This window comes from Pseudomonas sp. Xaverov 83 (assembly GCF_019352905.1).
Taxonomy (GTDB): domain Bacteria; phylum Pseudomonadota; class Gammaproteobacteria; order Pseudomonadales; family Pseudomonadaceae; genus Aquipseudomonas; species Aquipseudomonas yamanorum.
Genome location: NZ_JAAAFU010000041.1, coordinates 180 through 19,161 on the forward strand (window position 1 = coordinate 180; position 18,982 = coordinate 19,161).

Genomic DNA, 18,982 nt, shown 5'->3' on the forward strand with positions numbered 1-18,982 from the left:
CTTTTGATCTGGCTTCTAACACTCAAGCCGGCCGGTAGGCCGCTGTGCTCTTGCTTTTGATCTTGATCTGACTGCCCCAATAAGCCCGAGGCCGAACGCAGGTATTGCGGAGCGGGTAAACCGGCAGGACGCCGGTTTAGCCGCGCCGGGCCATGGATGGCCCGTCGCGGCGGCCCGCGGAACAATGCCGGAGTGAGGGAACGCCGAGCCACAGCGAGGCGCCGACAGGCGGGGCAGAGCCCTTTGCTTACTTTGGGGCTTTTCCAAAGTGAGCCGCTGTAAGAGCGGAACCATAAGCCGCCGTGACCGAAGAAACGGATATGTACACAATAGAGCCTCCCAAGAAAACCTACCCCCTCAGGGTCACACCCGCTCTTCAAGCCGGTAGCGCAAAAACCGATGCCCCGGAGAAAACAACCGCCGGTAGGTAAGCAACACCGCACCTACCGTGCCCAACGCCGACGACGCAGCGATCAAAAACATAATCACGATCTGATAACGCACCGCGTCCACCGGGCTTTCTCCCGCCAGCACCTGACCAGTCATCATCCCCGGCAGGCTGACTATCCCCACCACCGTCATCTGGTTCAGCGTCGGGATCATCCCCGCCCTGACCGCCTGGCGAATCGCATCCTGCGCCGCCTCCCAGCGTGAACCACCCAGGGCCAGGACCATCTCGATGGTGTTGCGCCCCGAGGTCAGTTCCTGGGTCATGCGCTCAATCCCCAGGGACACGCCGGTGAGGGTATTACCAAGAATCATCCCGAGGATCGGAATCGCATACTGCGGCTCGTACCACGGGTGAATCCGGATGATCGCGAACAGGCCGACAGCCGTCACCAACCACGAACTGCCCCACACCGACACAATGCTGTCAGCCCGCTGGCCGGCATAGGTGCGCTTGCCACGCCCGGCGGCCGAGAGCCCGGCGATCAGGGTCATCAGGCACATCAGCGGCAACACCACGTACCAGTAGGCGAACTCGAACACCCAGCCCAGCAGGTAACCAATCGCCAGCAACTGCACCACCGTGCGCACGGCGGCCCAGAACAGCTGACGCTCCAGGCCCAGGCGCAACAGCAGTGACAGCGCGCCGTTGACCAGGATCAGCGAGGCGGCGATGGCCATGTCCAGTGCCGTGAGGTCGTGATAATTCATGGCTGCACGGCCCTCGTCAGCACGCCGGCGTCCATATGCAGGCGGGTGGTGCTCATGCGTTGTGCCTGCTCAAGGTCGTGGGACACCCAGATATAGGCGTGGTCGTGATCCGCTTCGACCCAGGCGTTGATCAGCGCCTCGACTTCCCGGGATGACGCCGGGTCGAGAGCGGCGGTGGGTTCGTCCAGCAGCAACACATCGGGATTGAGTTGCAGGGTACGGATCAGCGAAACCACCTGGGACTCACCGCCGGACAAGTCCCCGGCGTTTTTTGCCAGGAAGCCCGGTTCTTTCCCCGCGTGGGCCAGCAGTGCCTTGACGGCCTCCGCATCGAAACTGAGGTGGTGCAGGGCCTTGAGGCTGTAGGGGAAACGCAGGTTGTCTTCCACGGTGCCCTCGATCAGCGCCGGGCGTTGGGCGAGGTAGCTGATATGGCTGCGGTACTGGGGGATTTGCGCGTTGGCGATGGGTTGGCCGTGCCAGAGGATTTCCCCTGAGCTGGGCGCGTCGAGCAAGGCAAGTGCCCGCAGGAATACGCTTTTGCCGGAGCCGGATGAGCCGGTAATAGAGATGCGATCGGCACGGTGCAGTTGGAAGTTCGTGGGCTGCAGCAGTTGAAGCTGACGGCGCTCGTCCATACGCGTGAGCGCCCGGGTTTCTACTAATACGCTCATGGACTTGATGATCCCTGTTCCTGATTTAGACGCAATGGTAAGACAGGGCACGTCCCCCGTGGCGAGGGAGCAAGCTCCCTCGCCACAACAAGCCACCTCGCCTCAGGTGTTCTTCAGCGCTTGGGCTCAAGCGACACCAGCCGCGGCTTGAGGGATTTCTCCTGCACCTCAAGCAGCGCCAGGGTCACCGGCAATTTGAAGCGGCGCCGCCCTGCACTGCCGGGGTTGAGAAACAGCCGGTCGCCGCGCCACTCAATCAGTGGCTTGTGAGAGTGTCCGGTAATCACCAGCCGGATGCCCGGATCCAGCGCCTTCGGCACATCGGCGATGTCATGCACCAGCAGCGCCCGCCAGCCATTCAGCTCGAAATCCAGGCGGTCAGCCAGGTGCTCTGCCCAGGCCGCGTCCAAATCGTTATTGCCCCGCACCACATGCAACGGCGCGATCGAGGCCAGCAACTCAAGAATTTCCGGGCTGCCAATATCCCCGGCGTGAACAATCTGCTCGCAGCCTTCCAGGGCCGCCAGCGCCTCGGCGCGGAGCAAGCCGTGGGTATCGGAAATCACACCAACTTTCATGAACGTCTCCTCTGCAAACACCGGCGCTCAACGCCGGGCGGCTTGCAATCAATCATTGCACTGCCTATATTTCCCGCCTGGCGCCATCTACGCCACCATCCGCGGAAAGGGCTGCGCCCAAGACCTTGACTGAATATCACATTTCTACGACTCCCAACCTTAAAGCGGACAAGGTTTGTGCAAGGAGATCGTATGTCGCAATCATTCTCGTCCGCTAACGGCCGTATCAACCTTGAGCAGCAACGCAAGCGCGCCAAGGAGCTTTTGCTGCGCCTGAAATGCGCCGATGCCGCTGATACGCCCACCTTGTCCGAGGCTCAATGGCTGATCGCCAAGGAACTCGGGTTCCCCAGCTGGCCCAAGCTTAAAGCTCACGTTGATGCAGTGGATTTTGCCGCCCGCCATCCGGGTTTCGAAGCGAGCGATGAAGCCCGCACCACCCACTGGCGCTGCGGCAGTGACATTGCCCACAGCCTGGGCGTGGCGGGGTTCAAGGGCCACTTTCGGATGCTGATTGATCCGCTGTGCATGGGCCCGGTCCAGGACCTTCCGGCCGAGCAATACCAAGCCGTTCGCAGCCGCTATATCAGCCAGGTTTTTGCAATGGACGAGCCCGAAGTGTCCCGCCGGCATGCAGACGAATACAAGCATCTTGAGCAACTGGGCAACGCCGGTCATAGCGTGTTGTGGTGTGAGGCGGATGCTTACGATCAGTTGTTCCTGATTCGTGCACTGGCGGGGCTTGAGCAATTGCCTGAAAAGCTCGAGCTGATCGAGGTCGACCGTATCCCCGGCGTGCAACGCTTTATCGGCATTGGCCAACTGGCGCCTGAAGTGTTGGCGTGGCTGTGGCCACAGCGTCGGCGGGTCGATGAGGACATGCTGAAGCTGGCGCGGCAGGCCTGGCTGGCGTACTGCGACAGTTCGCCGGTCAAGCTGGCGGAACTGGCCCAGGGCAACCACACAGCCCTGCCCTTCCTGGCCCCGGCGTTGCGTCGACAGTTGCAGGAGTTACCGGGTGTGCGGGACGGTTTGTCACTGACCGAGCGCCTGTCCCTGCACTACGTGGATGAGGCCGGGCTTGTGGCGTTTGGCAGGGTGTTTGCCGAGTTGATGGGCAAGCGCGAACCGCTGCCGTACCTGGGGGACATGATGTTCCATGCGCTGATGCGGCCACTGATTGACGGTGCTAATCCGTTGCTGATCGAGTCCGAGACTCAACTGCCGTGGCCTCAACGTTTGTTGGCGCTGACTGCGTTGGGTCGTCAGGTTCTAAGCGGTACGGCTTACTGGCCGGACCATGCCACCCAGGAACGCTGGATCGGCGGTGTTTGCATCCGGCCTGGCGAGGATCACTGGACGATTGACGAGGATCTCGTTCCCGCCTACAAGCTCCGGCCTCTCTAACGAAAGCCGGGGATATCCGTTGCCTCGGTAACGGATATCCACCCGGCAGGTCCGGTGAATTTCACACCCGTGAAAGCTTGTGACTTGTTGCCAACAAACCCGTTTTCACTCGCTTGCAGCCCCTACTATCGAGTCCTCGTGCGCCCCTCACATGGACTGAACCGATGATCACCCGCCCCGAAAAACCCGCGTCGCCCCGCGTCGATCAACCCAACGCTCCCGAGCGGGTTTTCGACGCCGTCCTGAACAAAGCCAAAATCCTTGCCAGCACCGGGCCGGGCGACAAAACCGTCAAGCCCGAGGACTACAAGGAAGTCACCGCCCTGCCGGCCAAGCTCAACATCGACAAGCTCAAGGTCATCTCCCAGGACAAAGACGCCGGGGTGATCTACTTCGAACAGGACGGCGCCAAATACAAGATCAGCGCCGAGGGCGCGGCCAACGCCCAGGAGGGGTTCGACGTGCTGAAAAACCTGCGCTTCGGCCATGCCGTGGCCCCCGTCAACCAGGGCGGTCCCGACGAAGGCACGCCGCTGTATACCTTCCTCCAGACCCTGGCCGAAACCCAGGGCACTCCGGCCGGCAAGGCCATCGTCGAAAGCTTGAAGAATCCCGACCAGCAACTGCTGCGCGAGGACGACGACGGCGTACGCCTGGCCAATATCAAATCCGTGGGCAAGGCCGAAGACGGCATCCTCAAGGTGACCCTGGAAAACGGCCAGACCCTGGTCATCTCCGAATTGCTCACGCCTCAAGCTTTCAGCACCTACACCCAGGCCGGGGTGACCAAGGAGGCGCTGAATGACGGCAAAGCCAAAGGTTATGAAGCAGTCACCAGCCTGCCGGGAGACCTCGATTTCAGTCAGTTGAAGGTGGTGTCCGAAGACAGCAGCGCCGGTGTGATCCTGTTTGAACACCAGGGCCACAAGTACATGATCAGCAAGTCCGAAGCCGACCTGCCGCAACCCGGCGCCGACCTCAGTAATCCCAACCCCAATGCCGGCGGAACGTTCTACAACTTCCTCCACGCCGTGCATGCCAGCGAGGGCTCGCAGGCCTTCGACTACATCAAGAACGCTCAGTCCCTGCCCGGCCAGGCACTGCTGCGCAAGGACGAAGCCAGCCTGAAGCTGGGGGACATCAGCAAGGTCGACGCGCCCATGGACGGCATCCTCGTGGTCAACCAGGCCGACGGCAAATTGCTGGTGGTGTCCAAGGACATCACCCCCGAAGCCTTCGCCACCTACACCACCAAGGGCCAAACCCTGGCCGGCATCGAAAAGGCCAAGGGCGACGGCTACACCCTCGCCGCTCCGGAGGCGTACCTGCCCTCCACCGAAGACATCATGAGCGTTGGCGGTGCCGGAGATTATGGCCCCGGCCTGATCGCGTTCACCCAGCACAAGCCGGGGGGCAGCGAAGAGAAAATCGTGGTGTCGGAAGACAGCAACCCACAGCTGTTCGAGCAGATTTCCAGCTACCGCAGCGACATTGCCGCGCAGACCACCGACGTCGACAAGCTGCGCACCGACAACGGCCTGCCGCCCCTCAAGGATGTGTCCGTCGACAACCTGACCACCACCGAGAAAGACGAAAGCGGCAACCCACTGTCGGTGCAGGACCTGTCGATGAAAACCCTGGTGGACAGCTACCGCGCCGGGGTCAAGGACGGCAGCATCGGCAAGGACGACCCGCGCGCCAAGTTCCTGCGGGCGGTGGAAGCCCGAAGCATGGCCGACAATGGCATGTCGATCATCCCCGAGCACGGCTTCGGCAACCAGGGCATCGCCACCACGCCCATCGACGTGACCTCGCGGGACGTACGCGACAACATCTTCGACACCAAGGCCATCGACCAGACCCTCAACGACCTGCTGGGCGACCCGACCATCCAGCACGACATCAAGGCCAACCACGACGCGGCCCTGGGCAAGGTCGACGGCGGCCAGGCCAAGGTCGACGAGACCCGGCAGAAACTGATCGACAGCACCTCCTCGGAGAGTTTCACCAAGTACATCAAGTCCTTGCAGGACGGCGGCAAGACCGAACTGGCCACCCAGGAAATCCAGACCGCCTACACCGCCCTGGCCGATATCGACCCGGCCAAGGCCGACAATTTCCTGCAAAACCTGCAAATCGACGGCTACACCGACGCCGTTGAAAAGCTGATGGACGACCCGACCAAAATCTCCGACGACAACACCGCCCTGGCCACCACCGACAACACGATGGCGATCCTGTCGATGCTCAAGGGCGGCGCCGACGGGCTGCCGCGCCAGGCGCTGGGGGTGTATTCGAAGTTCGTCGACCAACTGCTCAAGGACAAAAACGCCGCCGCCGACTTCGGCAAGGCGATGATTTCCCTCGGCGATACCTGGCAGAAAAACCGCGTGATCAGCTTCAGCGACATCGACAAGGCGGTGAGCAAGGAAATCATGCCGGGCCTCAGCGAAGAGAACCGCAGTGCCTTCGTGAAGAACCTCAACTTCCTCAAGGACAACGGCGTACTCGGCTCGGTGGGCGGCGCGATCGGCATGGGCCGGATCGTCTACCAACTCGCAGGCCAGGGCGGCAAGCTCGCCGACACGCCGATGAAGCGCCTGGGCATCGCCAACGACTTCCTTGGCTTCCTCGGCACCGGCTCACACTTCGCCACGCTGGGCTTGAAGGTCTATGACAAGTTGCGCGGCACCAACGCCTACAAACTGATGGGCTTCGACCGTTCCCTGCCCGACCTGTGGGCCAAGCCCGGCGAGGGTTACCACGCGCTGCCCAAGGACGCCGAGGCGGTGCAGAAGAAATACTTCGACATCGTCGACCAGGCCATGGACGACGGCAAGGACGTGGGCAAGGCCCTCAACAGCGGCGGCTGGAGCGACGAAGGTGCGAAGAAGGTCCAGGAAGGGATCGAAAAAGGCATCGCCAGCCGCGGTGGCGTGGCCGGTGCAGGCTTTGGCGCGAAGTTCGCCAGCAGCGCGATCAAGGTGATCGGCATGGCCACCGACGTGGCGGGCGGTGTGATCAGTGTGGTCCAGGCGGCGTTTACCTTGCGTGACGGCGTGCGCGAGAAAGACCCGGTAAAAATCGCCTCCGGCTCACTGTCCATGGCCGGCGGGGTCAGCAGCCTGGTGGCGGCTGGCGGCGGCGTACTCACCACCCTGGGGGTGACCGGGCGGATCATCCCGTTCCTGGGTCCGGTGGGCTTTTTGATCTCCGGCGCGTTGTCGTTTGTCGGGGCGATCCTGAGCACGGTGCAGTCCCACAAGCTGCACAAGATTTCGATGCAGAACTGGAACCAGATCCAGGACTTCAAGCAGGACGGATTGCTCAAGCCCAACGGAGATGAGGCATATGTGTGGTTGCAGACGTATCTGTCCGACTGGGGCCAGCGGGATGCGCCGCAGGACCAGAGTATTTTTGATTTCCGCAAGGAAGAGTGGGATGCCCGCTCGAGTATCCGTGGTGGCGACCATCGGCGGGACCATCCGGACTTTATCGGCGACGGAAATAACCGTAACTCAGAGGACTACAAGTACTCGCTGAAACCGTCGGAATGGACCAATGAAAACCACGACATCATTTGGCGGGTGGGGGATGGATATGGCGGTGAGTATCACGATGTAGACAAGCCCTGAGTGCCCCGCCCCCCCCCCTAGAAACCCTGTGTGGCCGACCGGCTCCCACAGGGTTCAGGATCGGGGGGGGTGTGCTTAGCGGCGCGCCAGGTGAGCGGATGTCAGCTGTGCATTGCGATAACCGATAATGCCGTCCTGCCTGCCGTTGTCATCGATGGAATCCAATGCGTGGCTCACATGAGGCCGCTTGACGATTTCCCGGGCAAGCAACGTCATGTTGTCCTGCGCCCAGTTGCCGCTCATCTCGCGCCCCGCCATTTTGAAGATCTGCCCAAGGTCTGCCACACCATTTCTTTGCGGGTTGCCGAACTCCTTGTAGTTATTGCCAAACGCCAGCGCCACGCTGGAGTCCGACATACTGCTATAAATATTGAACGGCAAAGAACCGCACGGATTTGGCCTGCCAGGTTGCGGGCGACAGGGTTGTGAGTAGCAAGGGTCACGCGGCGGGCAGTCCGATAACTTGTTGGCCGCGTTCTTCGGATTATTCCGGCCAATAATGCCGTCCCGATGACCGCCGTGGTCCACCGAGTCCAGCTCATTCATCACGTTATCGCGCTTGAGTACCTCCCTGGCCAGCATCGTCAGGTTGTCCCGCTGCGGGTATCCCGTCAGTGGCCGCTCGGCAACCTCGCGAATTTTTCCTTGTGTCGCATTGCTTGAACCCGACGGCCTGAAGGCATCGAAGTTCTTGTCAAACGCCAGGGCCAGGGCCGCGTCTGAATGCCGGGCATAGGCGTTGCCAGAGGGGCGATGCGCGTGCTGGGAGTGACCGTTGAGATACGAGTGCTGTGTGTGAGGTGCACTGAATGAATGGGTTAGCGTCATGATTGAATTTTCCTGGTCTGTTCGACATACCTGCCCTGCATGCCGTCGGAAAACGGAGTAGCGGCAGACTGTTGCTCTGTGGCGCAGCGGACGGCATCGGTTCCAGCGCTGCCCGCCGGCCTCAGATCAACCGTGCCGCCACCAACCAGTCCGCCACCGCCTGAAACGACGCATCCGGTACCGGATCTCCCGGCACGGTCTTCCTGGCAATCGCCTGCGCCAGGTTGTTGTCCGGTGCCTGCGGGATGCCCAGGTCAAACGCCTCCTGCAACATCCCCAACGCCTCCTCTGGCGAAGCCCGGCACACCACCACCGGCACCGGCGTTTCTCCACGCACATAGCGCACGCCAATCACCCAGCCGTCGGTGGTGCCGATCATCATCGACGCCCGGCCCAGCCCCAGCTTGGTGGCCAGCGCCTGCATCTCCTGGCGCTGACGCCGTCGCTCGCTCTTGATCAGCGGGTCACCATCAATGTCCTTGCGCTCGCGCTTGGTTTCGCTACGAGTCATTTTCATGTCCCGGCCAAACAGCCAGCGTTGCATCAACACATCCACCCCGCCCACCAGGATAAAAGCCGCCAGTACGGTAAACACCAGCGGCTTGAGCACCAGGAAAAACGTCGACTCAATACACCCCGCGCTACACCGCGACGACTCCATCAATGCCTGCAACGCGTGCCGCCCCACCACGTAGAACGCCACGGCCAGCACGTGCACCTTGATCAGGCCCTTGATGAACTCCAAAAAATTGCGCAAGGCGAACAGCTTCTTGAAGCCTTCCGCCGGGTTGATGCGCTTGAACTCCGGCTTGATCGGCTCCACGGAAAACACAAAGCCGCGCATGGTGATGATATTGGTCAGGATCACCACCCCGGTGGTCACCGCCATCACCGGCAAGGTGATGCCGATCACCAGTTGCTCGGCGTGGTCCAGCACCCGTGGCCACACCGTGGCGAAGGGTTCGATGTAGATCTGCGCGGTCAGGTCGATCAGCGCCGTGACCTGGGCCTGGGCCCGGGGTGCGAGGATGGAAATGCACAGGGTGCAAAACAGGATGACCATGCCCGAGACCAGGTCCTGGCTCTTGGCGACCTGACCCTTCTTGCGTGCGTCCTTGAGTTTTTTGTCCGTGGCCGGCTGGGATTTTTCTTCGCTGGTATCGCCCATGCGCTACTCCATGCCCGCCAGGGTTTTCAGCAGCTCCACGGTGCCGCGAAACTCTGCCAGTTGGTCCAGCATCAAGGGAATCAGGAAGCCGATGTAGATCACCATCAGGATCGAGAAAAACAGGTTTTTCACTGGCAACGACAGGTCAAAAATGTGCAGGTTCGGCGCCATGCGCGACAGGTACGCGAGCATCAGGTCAGTGACCAGCAGCGAGATGATCAGCGGCGACACCATCAGCACCCCGACGCGCATGATCTGGTCAAGGATCGACAGCACCGCCAGCAACGCCGAGCTGGCAAACACCGGGGTGAACGCGGTCACCGGCCACAATTGGTAGCTGTGGTAATAGCCATCGACCATCAGGATAAAACCGCCGGACATGAAGAACAGCGTGATCAACATCACCGTCAGCAAGGTCGACATCACACTCGACTCCCCGGTGGACAACGGGTCCACCAGTTGCGCCATGGTCGAACCGCGCTGCAGGTCGATCAACTCCCCCGCCACTTCCGCCGCCCAGAACGGGATGCCGAACAACAGGCCGATCAGGATGCCGATCAGGAATTCCTTGATCAGCAACCCGGCGATAAACAGGCTGCCGTGGTTGGGCATCGAGGTCATGGCGTCGAACACCGGCATGAACATCGGGATCGAAATCGCCACGGCCACGCAGCCGCGAATCATCCCGGTGAGCCCGAGGCGGTTGAACGCCGGGGTGATCACCACCACGCCCATGGCCCGGCAGGCCGCCAGCGAGGCCGAGCTGATCACCGGGTAGGCGACTTCGAGAAACTGTGCGGTAAGGCTGGCATCCATGGGGGGTCAGCGCGTCCACAGCGGGAAGTTATCCAGCACCTGGCTGCCGAGTTCCGCCACTTGCCCGGCCAGCACCGGCCCCAGGAACACGATGGTCAGCAGCACCGCCACCAGCTTCACTACCTGGGGCAAGGTCTGGTCCTGGATCTGGGTCAGCGCCTGGAACAGGCCCACGCTCAAGCCGACGATAATCGCTACCCCCAGCGCCGGCGCAGAGAGCATCAGCACGGTCATCAGTGCCTGTTTCATCAATGACAGGAAAACGTCCTGGCCCATGGGTCGTGCCTCAGCCGTAACTCAGAATCAAACCGTGCATCAGGCGCGACCAGCCGCTCAATGACACGAACAGGAAGATTTTCAGCGGGATCGAAATCAGGTTCGGCGAGACCATCGACATGCCCATCGCCATCAGCACGTTGGACACCAGCAAGTCCACCACCAGGAACGGGATGTACAGCAGGAACCCGATCTCGAAGGCCCGGGTCAGTTCCGAGCTGACGAACGCCGGAATCAGCACCACCAGGTCGTCATCCCGCAGGTCGGCACGGGCTTCCGGCGACCAGATGGTCTCGGTGGCCTGCACGAAAAAGCCGCGCTCGGACTCATTGGCAAACCGCGCCAGGTGCGCCTGTAGCGGCGGGCGCAAGGCGTCGCCGAGGTCCTTGAGTTGCTCGACGTGCTCGATGTTCAGGTCGCGCCCTTCCACCTGGCGGTACATGTCGCCAATCAACGGCGTGGTGACGTACACCGAGAGAATCAGCGCGATGCCGTACAGCACCAGGTTCGGCGGCGTTTGCTGCACCCCCAGGGCGTTGCGGATCAGGAACAGCACCACCGAGATTTTCATGAAGCCGGTGAGGGTCACCACCGCCAGCGGGATCAACCCGATGGTGGCAACCACCAGGATGATCTCGATCAGGTTCGGCTGATAACCGGTCATGGGGTGGCGAAACTCAGCAGGCGTACGCCCAGGCCATCACCGATCTTCACCAGTTGGCCCTGGCCGACGCGGCGGCCGTTGACCATCAGGTCCACGCCATCCACCGTCGGCGTATTCAGTTGCAGCAGGCTGCCCGCCCCCAGCTCCCGCAACTGCGCCAGGGTCAGTTCCAGGCTGCCGACCTGGCACACCAGCTTGAGGGGTAAATCGTCCAGGGCCGCAGCGGCATCGACATCAGTCATTGTGTTCTCCATGTCCAAAAGGGGCGATTTCAAAGGTTCCTGCAGCTGCAGCGATGAGCCGTCGCGCTGGCAGCGAGCTTGCAGACGGCCCTCAAAGTCCAGCAGCAGGCCGCTGCCGGGCTCGAGCATCAACACGTCGCCGGGCCGCAGGCTGCGCAACTCGCCGAGGCTCAGCCATTGCTGTCCCGTGAGCACCGAGAGTGTCTGGCGCAACGCGGGTAATGGGTCGGCTTGGACCCGGCCGTGTTGCTCCAACAACTGCGCCACCAGGAGCGCGGCGCTTTCGCTCAGGTCAAGCTGGGCGGCCATTGGCGGGGTGTTGCCGAAGGTCAATGTCAGCGCCAGGTGCACGGGGTAAGACCGCGCATCGTCACTGGCTTCGAGCAACTGCACGGGGTGGCCGAGCAACGGTTCGAGGCGCTCGATCAGATCCAGCACGGCCAGTTCCAGCAGCAGCGAACGCGGCAATGACGGCAGCACCTGCGCATCGAACTGCAACGCCAGCGGCACCAGCACTTGCTCCACAGCGGCGGCGGACAGACGCAGGCGCACCGGTGATTGCCCGAGCAGCAGTTGCACATCCCGAGGCGATTTCAGCGGCTGGGGATCGGCGGCCCAGGCGACACTCAAGTCCTGCCCGGCACAACGGCCCTGCCACGCATGGCGCCGGCGGTGCAGTTGGTTATGCACCGTGAGCAGCGCCGGGTCGAAGTGTTCAAGCCAGGGTGCCAAGGGGTCGGCAAGGGCCACGATCATGTGCCGAGTCCTTGTTCTTCAAGCAGCTCACCGGCGACCCGCTCGCAGCTTTCGCGCCCGTCCAGCAGGCTTTGCCAGGCGTCGGACTGGCGCTGGCGGCTCAGGCGCTCCTGGCGAAACAGCTCACGCTCGCGCTCCTGGGTTTGCAGGGTGCTGGAGACGTGGCTGACGTCGCCTTCAAGCAAGCGCTCATCGTCGGACAAGCCTCGCAGGCGATCCTGGGCGGCCTGCCAACTGGCCACCGACAAGCCCTCTGTGAGTGAGGCGTAAATCTCGCCGGCTTCACGGGCAACGGCTTCACGGTGCAAGCGCAATTGCTCCTTGGCATCAGTCAGGGCGCCGTGGGTTTGCGCGCAACGTTGCTGTTGCGCCGCCAACTGGCTCGCCGCCCGTTGTTCCCGCAGCACCCGCAGAGTTTGCAGGGTGCGCAGTTGTTCAGTCTTCATCGGTTCTTTTCTCCATCGTCATACCAACAGCGCACTCACTGAGTGCATGAAGATCGAATGTGGGAGCTGTAGAGCCCCGGCAACACTGCAACATCGATGTCAGCAGTGCTGCCGCCATCGCAGCCTCGCTAAAGCTCGACAGCTCCCACACTGGACCTTGCTGCGCGTTCGGGCTCATGCCAGCACCTGCCGCCTGCGGTTCAGGGAGTGCATGAAGATCAAATGTGGGAGCTGTCGAGCCCCGGCGAGGCTGCGATAGCGGTGGGTCAGGCAACATCGATGTCGGCAGTGCTGCCGCCATCGCAGCCTCGCTAAAGCTCGACAGCTCCCACACTGGACCTTGCTGCGCTTTCGGGCTCATGCCAGCACCTGCCGCCTGCGGATCAAGGTGTGTATGCAGATCAAATGTGGGAGCTGTCGAGCCCCGGCGAGGCTGCGATAGCGGTGGGTCAGGCAACATTGATGTTGGCTGTGCTGAAGCCATCGCAGCCTCGCTGCAGCTCGACAGCTCCCACGCTGGATCGCGCTGCGCTTTCAGGTTCATGCCAGCACCTGACCCATGCGGTTTAAGGAGTGTATGAAGATCAAATGTGGGAGCTGTCGAGCCCCGGCGAGGCTGCGATAGCGGTGGGTCAGGCAACATCGATGTCGGCAGTGCTGCCGCCATCGCAGCCTCGCTGAAGCTCGACAGCTCCCACACCGGATCTTGCTGCGCTTTCGGGCTCATGCCAGCACCTGGCGCATGCGGGTCAAGGTGTGTTCGGGGCTGCTGGGTTCGTCGGCGTTCTGGCGCAGGAAGGCTTCAATCGCGCCATGACGGGTGATTGCTTCGTCGGCCAGCGGGTCGCTGCCGGCGGAGTACTCGCCGACGCGGATCAGCATTTCGATTTCGCCGTAACGCGCCATCAGTTCTCGGATACGCATTGCCAGACGTTTATGTTCCTCACCCGCCACCTGCTCCATCAACCGGCTGCGACTGCGCAGCACGTCCACCGCCGGGAAGTAGTTGCGCTGGGCCAGTTCGGCACTGAGGGCGATGTGCCCGTCGAGGATCGAACGCGCTTCTTCGGCAACCGGATCGCTGGCGGCGTCGCCTTCGGTAAGCACGGTGTACAGCGCGGTGATACTGCCGGTGGGCCCCGGGCCGGCGCGTTCCAGCAACTTGGGCAAGGTGGCGAAAAACGACGGTGGATAGCCGCGACGTGTCGGTGGCTCACCCACGGCCAAGCCGATCTCACGCTGGGCCCGGGCGAATCGTGTGAGGCTGTCCATCAACAGCAATACATTGCGGCCCTGGTCGCGGTGGTACTCGGCCAGGGTGGTGGCGACAAACGCCGCACGCACCCGCTCGGCCGCCGGGCGGTCGGAGGTGGCGACGACAGCAACGGTGCGTGCGCGGGCCGTGGCGTCCAGTTGCACGTCCAGCAGTTCGCGCACTTCCCTGCCCCGCTCGCCGATCAAACCGATGACAATCACATCGGCCTCGCTGTTGCGGATGATGCTCGCCAACAACGAAGATTTGCCCACACCGGGCTCACCGAAGATGCCCATGCGCTGGCCCTGGGCGAGAGTCAGCAAGCCGTCGATAGAGCGAATGCCCAACGCCATGGAGCGCACGATCAATTGCCGGGAGAACGGTGCCGGTGGCTCGGCATGCAAGGGGTAGGTCTGCAAGTTCAGGGTTGGCGGTACACCGTCGCCGTCGAGAAACTCGCCCATGGGGCTGATCACTCGTCCGAGTTGCGCATCACCTACCGCCACACCCAGGCTTTCGCCGGTGGCAATGATTTGCGTGCGGGTCGACAGGCCTTCCATGGAGCCGATGGGCGACAGGATCGCTTCGTCGCCATCAAACCCAATCACTTCGGCACTGAGGCTGCGGCCACTCACCGGGTCGCGCAAATGGCACAGCTCACCGATGCTCGCGCCCGCCACGCTGGCCCGCAGCAACACCCCGCGAATACTCAGCACCGTGCCTTGCATCGGACGCAAACGGGCCTGGGACAGGCGCTCGGTCAGGCGCGGCAGCAGTTGATTGAGGTTCATGCCACGCCCTCTTCGGCAAAGGGCAGCAGGCTGCGGCGCAGGGTTTGCAGCTGCGCTTCCAGCCCCAACTCAACCGAGCCCGCCGGGCTGCTGAGGCGGGCCTGGCCGGCGCCCAGTTGCGCATCGGCCTCCACGGCGATGCCGTCCTTGAGCAACTGTGGGCGCAGGGCATTCACTTCGGCCGGTGGCACCCATAAGGTCAGCGCCTGGCCTTGGCGAAACGCGCTCAACGCCTGGCGTGTACAACGCACCACGCGGTCGGTGTCGTCCAGCTCGCCGAGCACTTCACGCACGATGCCCAGGGCCAGGTCCGCCAGCGACGCCTCAAGCCCGGCCAGGTAATGCTGGACCTTGGCCTGGGTCTCCAGCAGCAGCTGCGCGACCTGTTCGGCGCCTTCCCGGCGGGCGCCCTCAAAGCCTTCGGCACGTGCGGTGTGCAGCCACTGGTCGCTGTCGGCCTTGATCTGCTCGGCGTGTTCCTTGGCGGCTTGCACGAAGGCGAAACCATCGATCCACAAGGCCGCTTCGTCGGCACGCAAAATCCGTGCGGCGGGACGGTTGGGTAATTCACTCATGAGCAAGCTCCTCGACGAGCAACCGGGCGGCGACGGTCTGGACAATTTCCAGGTCGCGGGGCAGGCGCCCGCTATAGCCTTTGGGTGCGACAAAACGCAGGGGCAACCAGCCCTGCAACTCGGCGGGCTGGGCCTGCAGCCAGGCGGCGACACAGGTGAGGCCATCTCGGTCGATGGCGTCGATCAACTCGGCGGGCTCGCGCAGCAGGTCGGCCGCGCCGCCCAACTGCCGGTTCGCCAGGGCCAGGGCAAAGGCTTCCTGACCGAGGCCTTCGCGCAGTTCATTGACCACTTCGCGGCGGATCTCCCGGCTCAAGGTCGAGGCATGCCAGATCGCGCCACATAGCCTGGGCAATCGCTCAAATTGCCCCGGGCTCAGCAGCAACACCGGCAAATCGGCGGCGGGTGGCGTGACCAGATGCGCCAGCGGCGCCAACTGATAATGGCTGGCCAGCAACTGCTCCAGGCGCGACCGAAAACGCGGCTGCCCGTGCAAGGCTTGCAGCACCTCGACCGGCAGGCCTTCGCCGAAACACTCGCCGAGGCTTTGCTCGCGCACAAACTGCAACGGCTGGGCGATCAGGCCCTGCCAACGCTCAACCAGGCTCATTCACCCTCCTTGAGCACATACAACGCCTGGGACTGGCGCCGCGCCCAGTGCTGACGGGCCAACACACCGCACGCGCCGAGAGCGACCAGCAGCAAACCGCCGAACAGCAACCGCGCCTGATTGAGGTTGTCTTCCAACAGCCACAGGCCCATGAAGCGCGTCAATCGCGGTTGCGCGGGGTTCTGGCTGATGGACACGGCGGCCTTGATCGCCGTCACCGACACGCCGTCATAGCTCAGCCCGGAAATACCGTTGGCCACCAGGGTCTTGATCTGCGGGATCAACGTATTGATATCGGTGCCCGGGTCGTAGCGCACCAGCACCGAGGCTGACGACGGCGAAATCACCCGCTTGAGCAGGTCATTGTCCGGCAACACCACATGCACCCGCGCCGAGACGATGCCGTCGATCTGCGACACCGAGTGGGACAGTTCTTCGCTCAAGGCATAGATCATCTGAGCCCGCTCCTGCATCGGCGACGACACCAGGCCGTTGCCCTTGAACACCTCGCCCATGTTGGAAAAGCTCTGCTGCGGCAGGCCGGCGTTGTCCAGCAGCGTCATGGCTTCGGCGAAGCGTTGTTCGTCGACCACCACTTTCAACTGGCCGTTGTCCTGCACCTTGCGCGTCGCCGGGATGCCGTCGCGCAGCAGCACCGCGACCATGGCGTTGGCGTCGCGCTCGCTGAGGTTGGTGTAGAGGTCCATGTCGCAGGCCTGCAAGAGGCTGGCGAGCAGGCCGATCAGCAGCAGGCGCAGGGCACGATTCGGGCTTGGCATGGCGTTATTGACCCTTGAGCAGCGTGTTGGCGGAACCGGAAATCTGCGTCGCACCGCGCACCACCATCTGGGTTTCGATGGAGTAGTCGAACATCTTGCCCAGTGAATGGACGATCTGGTCGACCTGCTGCTCGGCGACTTTCTTGCCCGGCTCTGCGGAGGGAGAGGCACCCGTGGTGCGAATATCCGCAGCGGCCACTTGGGGCGGCGCCGACGGGTTATTGGTAAGTAAATCGGCGCGCTCGGAAAAGGTCCGGGAGCGGTCGATAAAACTGTTCAGGCGCTCCATCAGGCCCGAGCCGATCTGATGGGGGCTGGCGCCCTCGGGCATGCCCTTGGCCGTATTGGCCATGTGCTCGAACAGATTCTGCGAGGCCCCGGCGGGCCCCGCGCCGGCGGACGGCGGCAAGGCCGTGGCGCTGGCAGCGAGACTGATGGTCATGGGTGCGCCCTACTCTTCGTCGTCATCGGACATGGCGTCATTCAGCATTTCCTGCGCCTTGGGCATGATGATGAATTGACCGCCGATGGTGACCGCCTGGGTGATCAGGGCATCGGTGAATTCGGCGTCGGTCATCTCCGGTTTGTCGGCACTCTTGGCGTTATCCACCGCGGCGTTGAACTTGGCTTCAGGGCTGGCGCCACCGGGGGCGAGGTTGCTGTCTATGGCGGTTACGGACATGGTCATGCTCCTTTACTGGGGTTGGGGTGAATCAAGGGGTTTCGGTGCTCACCTGGGCACCGCGAAACACCCGCACGCCGTGCTCGCGCGCCACGACAGGCGGGTTGGCCTTGGGTTGCAGGTGATCCACATGCTGCTGGACCAGCGCCAGGTACGGCGGCGGCCCGGACACAAAGACTTCATCGCCCTCGGGACCATTGCGCATCGACAACTGCTGGCCGAACACATCGAGGTTGTTCAAATACGCCTGCAACTGGTCCAGGTTCAGGGCGTTGGCCTTGAACAGCTTGGTGGTGATTTCGTCGCTGGCATTGAGGTACAGCAGGTTGCCGTCGAAGTACCAGGTCAGGCCGTTGGTGCTGCACAGCGTCTGCAAAAACTCCCCGGCGGTGGCGGCGCGCACGGTGCTGCGGGCCTTGCCACGCACCTTGTCCGAGAGCACCAGCGGGATGTCGAGGTTGTGGCCGAATTCTTCGAGGGCGGCGCGCACGTCCTGATCCACCAGCACGTAGGCGTAGGGTTTGGCAAACCATTCGGGCGCTTCATCGGCGTGGGCAATCGAGGCGCCAAACAGCACCGACAGACATAGGAGCGCCATGGAAAATATGCTTACATGACGTCCGCCTTCGCCCAACGAGTTGTGACGATGACCAAACACTTTTTGCTTGCCGGCAGCCTGTTGCTGGCCGCCTGTTCCAGTACTGCGCCGAGCGATACCGATCGCTCGGTAAAGCTGGCCAACGACCTGAACCAACGCGGCGACTACGCCAGCGCGGCGGCGCTGTACGAACGGGCGGCCCAGCAACCGGGCGCCGGCATCGATTTGTGGCTCAAACTCGGCCAGGCACGGCTCGACGGCAACGACGCGCCCGGTGCCGAACGCGCCTTCCAACAAGCCCTCGGCCTCCAGGCGCACAACGCCGAAGCCTTGCTGGGCCTGGGCACCGCGCAACTGCGACTGGGCAAAACCCAACGCGCCGTGACCGCCCTGGGCCAGGCCGCAGACGCCAGCCAATCGCCGGTCGCGTACACCCGACTGGGCATCGCCCACGTGCTGAACGGCCAGGCGGTGACGGCACAAACCGCCTTCGCCAAAGCCCTGAGCCTGCAACCCGACGACCTCGACAGCCGCTGCAACCTGGCCCTGGCCTACGCCCTTGGCGGCCAGTCCCAACAGGCGTTGGACACCATCGCCCCCGTCACCCAATCGCCCCGCGCGTTGCCACGGCATCAACGTAATGAGTTGTTGGTGCTGGTATTGGCGGGATACGAACAGCGAGTGGCCAGCTTGCCGCTGGACGATATTCCGGCCGCTGAGCGCGCACGCCTGATCACCGAAGCCAACCGCATCAAAGGCATCAGCGACCCGGTTGCGCAAGCGCGCGAGTTGGGGCTGGTGGATACGCACTAAAGGGTAACCTTGCTGTTGCCCTGCTTTTGATCTTGCTTTTGATCTATCAGGCCCCGTTAACCACGATGGCCGCAAGCAGGCACGGTGGAGCGGGTAAACCGGCAAGGATGCCGGTTTAGCTGCGCTGGGCCAGGGATGGCCCATCGCAGCGACCCGCGGAGCCGGGCCGGAGTGCGGGCATGCCGAGCCTAGGCGAGGCACCGAGTGGTGGGGCAAAGACCTTTTGGTTAC

Annotated in this window: 21 protein-coding genes; 3 read left to right on the forward strand and 18 right to left on the reverse strand. The window is 62.8% G+C overall.

Annotated elements, in window-relative coordinates:
* Positions 1 to 363: 363 nt before the first annotated feature.
* The 3 genes from fetB to K0H47_RS14430 form a co-directional block, all read right to left on the reverse strand.
* On the reverse strand, positions 364 to 1,158 hold the full coding sequence (gene fetB / locus K0H47_RS14420) for an iron export ABC transporter permease subunit FetB (RefSeq protein WP_063028779.1): 795 nt from the start codon (positions 1,156 to 1,158) through the stop codon (positions 364 to 366).
* Positions 1,155 to 1,832, reverse strand: a complete 678-nt coding sequence (locus tag K0H47_RS14425; RefSeq protein WP_219273002.1) for an ATP-binding cassette domain-containing protein — start codon at positions 1,830 to 1,832, stop codon at positions 1,155 to 1,157. Before K0H47_RS14425 ends, fetB begins: the two co-directional genes overlap by 4 nt.
* Before the next feature lie 113 nt (positions 1,833 to 1,945).
* Positions 1,946 to 2,410, reverse strand: coding sequence for a metallophosphoesterase family protein (locus K0H47_RS14430; protein ID WP_093208161.1), 465 nt, complete (start codon positions 2,408 to 2,410; stop codon positions 1,946 to 1,948).
* Between the two features lie 192 nt (positions 2,411 to 2,602).
* Here K0H47_RS14430 and K0H47_RS14435 point away from each other — a divergent pair, with 192 nt between their 5' ends.
* Positions 2,603 to 3,817 carry a DUF1835 domain-containing protein gene (locus tag K0H47_RS14435; RefSeq protein WP_219273004.1) on the forward strand — a complete coding sequence of 405 codons (1,215 nt, stop codon included), beginning with the start codon at positions 2,603 to 2,605 and terminating at the stop codon, positions 3,815 to 3,817.
* Positions 3,818 to 3,981: 164 nt separating this feature from the next.
* Positions 3,982 to 7,452, forward strand: coding sequence for a hypothetical protein (locus tag K0H47_RS14440; RefSeq protein WP_219273006.1), 3,471 nt, complete (start codon positions 3,982 to 3,984; stop codon positions 7,450 to 7,452).
* Between the two features lie 75 nt (positions 7,453 to 7,527).
* Here the strand turns inward: K0H47_RS14440 and K0H47_RS14445 are convergent, their stop codons facing one another.
* The 15 genes from K0H47_RS14445 to K0H47_RS14515 all read right to left on the reverse strand — a co-directional run bounded on the left by K0H47_RS14445 (position 7,528) and on the right by K0H47_RS14515 (position 17,938).
* The gene (locus K0H47_RS14445) at positions 7,528 to 8,280 is read right to left on the reverse strand and encodes a hypothetical protein (protein WP_063028769.1); all 753 of its coding nucleotides are present in this window, start codon (positions 8,278 to 8,280) and stop codon (positions 7,528 to 7,530) included.
* Between the two features lie 121 nt (positions 8,281 to 8,401).
* Entirely contained in the window at positions 8,402 to 9,448 is a 1,047-nt protein-coding gene (locus K0H47_RS14450) for an EscU/YscU/HrcU family type III secretion system export apparatus switch protein (protein WP_219273008.1), read from the reverse strand.
* Between the two features lie 3 nt (positions 9,449 to 9,451).
* Complete coding sequence (sctT, locus tag K0H47_RS14455) at positions 9,452 to 10,264, reverse strand: type III secretion system export apparatus subunit SctT (RefSeq protein WP_003208312.1); 813 nt, start codon at positions 10,262 to 10,264, stop codon at positions 9,452 to 9,454.
* Between the two features lie 6 nt (positions 10,265 to 10,270).
* Entirely contained in the window at positions 10,271 to 10,540 is a 270-nt protein-coding gene (gene sctS / locus K0H47_RS14460; RefSeq protein ID WP_003208314.1) for a type III secretion system export apparatus subunit SctS, read from the reverse strand.
* A 10-nt stretch (positions 10,541 to 10,550) separates the two neighbouring features.
* Positions 10,551 to 11,204, reverse strand: coding sequence for a type III secretion system export apparatus subunit SctR (gene sctR, locus K0H47_RS14465; RefSeq protein ID WP_003208316.1), 654 nt, complete (start codon positions 11,202 to 11,204; stop codon positions 10,551 to 10,553).
* Positions 11,201 to 12,202 carry a type III secretion system cytoplasmic ring protein SctQ gene (gene sctQ, locus K0H47_RS14470; protein WP_219273010.1) on the reverse strand — a complete coding sequence of 334 codons (1,002 nt, stop codon included), beginning with the start codon at positions 12,200 to 12,202 and terminating at the stop codon, positions 11,201 to 11,203. The genes sctR and sctQ overlap by 4 nt, the downstream gene beginning before the upstream one ends.
* Positions 12,199 to 12,648, reverse strand: a complete 450-nt coding sequence (locus K0H47_RS14475) for a hypothetical protein (RefSeq protein WP_017477027.1) — start codon at positions 12,646 to 12,648, stop codon at positions 12,199 to 12,201. Before K0H47_RS14475 ends, sctQ begins: the two co-directional genes overlap by 4 nt.
* Positions 12,638 to 13,192 carry a hypothetical protein gene (locus tag K0H47_RS14480; protein ID WP_219273012.1) on the reverse strand — a complete coding sequence of 185 codons (555 nt, stop codon included), beginning with the start codon at positions 13,190 to 13,192 and terminating at the stop codon, positions 12,638 to 12,640. The genes K0H47_RS14475 and K0H47_RS14480 overlap by 11 nt, the downstream gene beginning before the upstream one ends.
* Before the next feature lie 179 nt (positions 13,193 to 13,371).
* Positions 13,372 to 14,694, reverse strand: a complete 1,323-nt coding sequence (locus tag K0H47_RS14485) for a FliI/YscN family ATPase (protein WP_219273013.1) — start codon at positions 14,692 to 14,694, stop codon at positions 13,372 to 13,374.
* The gene (locus K0H47_RS14490) at positions 14,691 to 15,269 is read right to left on the reverse strand and encodes a FliH/SctL family protein (RefSeq protein WP_219273015.1); all 579 of its coding nucleotides are present in this window, start codon (positions 15,267 to 15,269) and stop codon (positions 14,691 to 14,693) included. Before K0H47_RS14490 ends, K0H47_RS14485 begins: the two co-directional genes overlap by 4 nt.
* Complete coding sequence (locus tag K0H47_RS14495) at positions 15,262 to 15,879, reverse strand: type III secretion protein (protein ID WP_219273017.1); 618 nt, start codon at positions 15,877 to 15,879, stop codon at positions 15,262 to 15,264. The genes K0H47_RS14490 and K0H47_RS14495 overlap by 8 nt, the downstream gene beginning before the upstream one ends.
* Positions 15,876 to 16,658 (reverse strand): type III secretion system inner membrane ring lipoprotein SctJ, encoded by a 783-nt coding sequence (gene sctJ, locus K0H47_RS14500; protein WP_219273019.1) that lies wholly within the window; start codon positions 16,656 to 16,658, stop codon positions 15,876 to 15,878. Before sctJ ends, K0H47_RS14495 begins: the two co-directional genes overlap by 4 nt.
* A gap of 4 nt (positions 16,659 to 16,662) precedes the next feature.
* Positions 16,663 to 17,100 (reverse strand): hypothetical protein, encoded by a 438-nt coding sequence (locus K0H47_RS14505; protein ID WP_093208136.1) that lies wholly within the window; start codon positions 17,098 to 17,100, stop codon positions 16,663 to 16,665.
* 9 nt (positions 17,101 to 17,109) lie between these two features.
* Positions 17,110 to 17,340 carry a hypothetical protein gene (locus K0H47_RS14510; RefSeq protein ID WP_219273021.1) on the reverse strand — a complete coding sequence of 77 codons (231 nt, stop codon included), beginning with the start codon at positions 17,338 to 17,340 and terminating at the stop codon, positions 17,110 to 17,112.
* Positions 17,341 to 17,371: 31 nt separating this feature from the next.
* Positions 17,372 to 17,938: a type III secretion protein gene (locus K0H47_RS14515; RefSeq protein ID WP_219273022.1), complete on the reverse strand. Its 567-nt coding sequence runs from the start codon at positions 17,936 to 17,938 to the stop codon at positions 17,372 to 17,374.
* Positions 17,939 to 17,986: 48 nt separating this feature from the next.
* Here K0H47_RS14515 and K0H47_RS14520 point away from each other — a divergent pair, with 48 nt between their 5' ends.
* Positions 17,987 to 18,751 (forward strand): tetratricopeptide repeat protein, encoded by a 765-nt coding sequence (locus tag K0H47_RS14520; RefSeq protein ID WP_219273024.1) that lies wholly within the window; start codon positions 17,987 to 17,989, stop codon positions 18,749 to 18,751.
* Positions 18,752 to 18,982 lie beyond the last annotated feature (231 nt).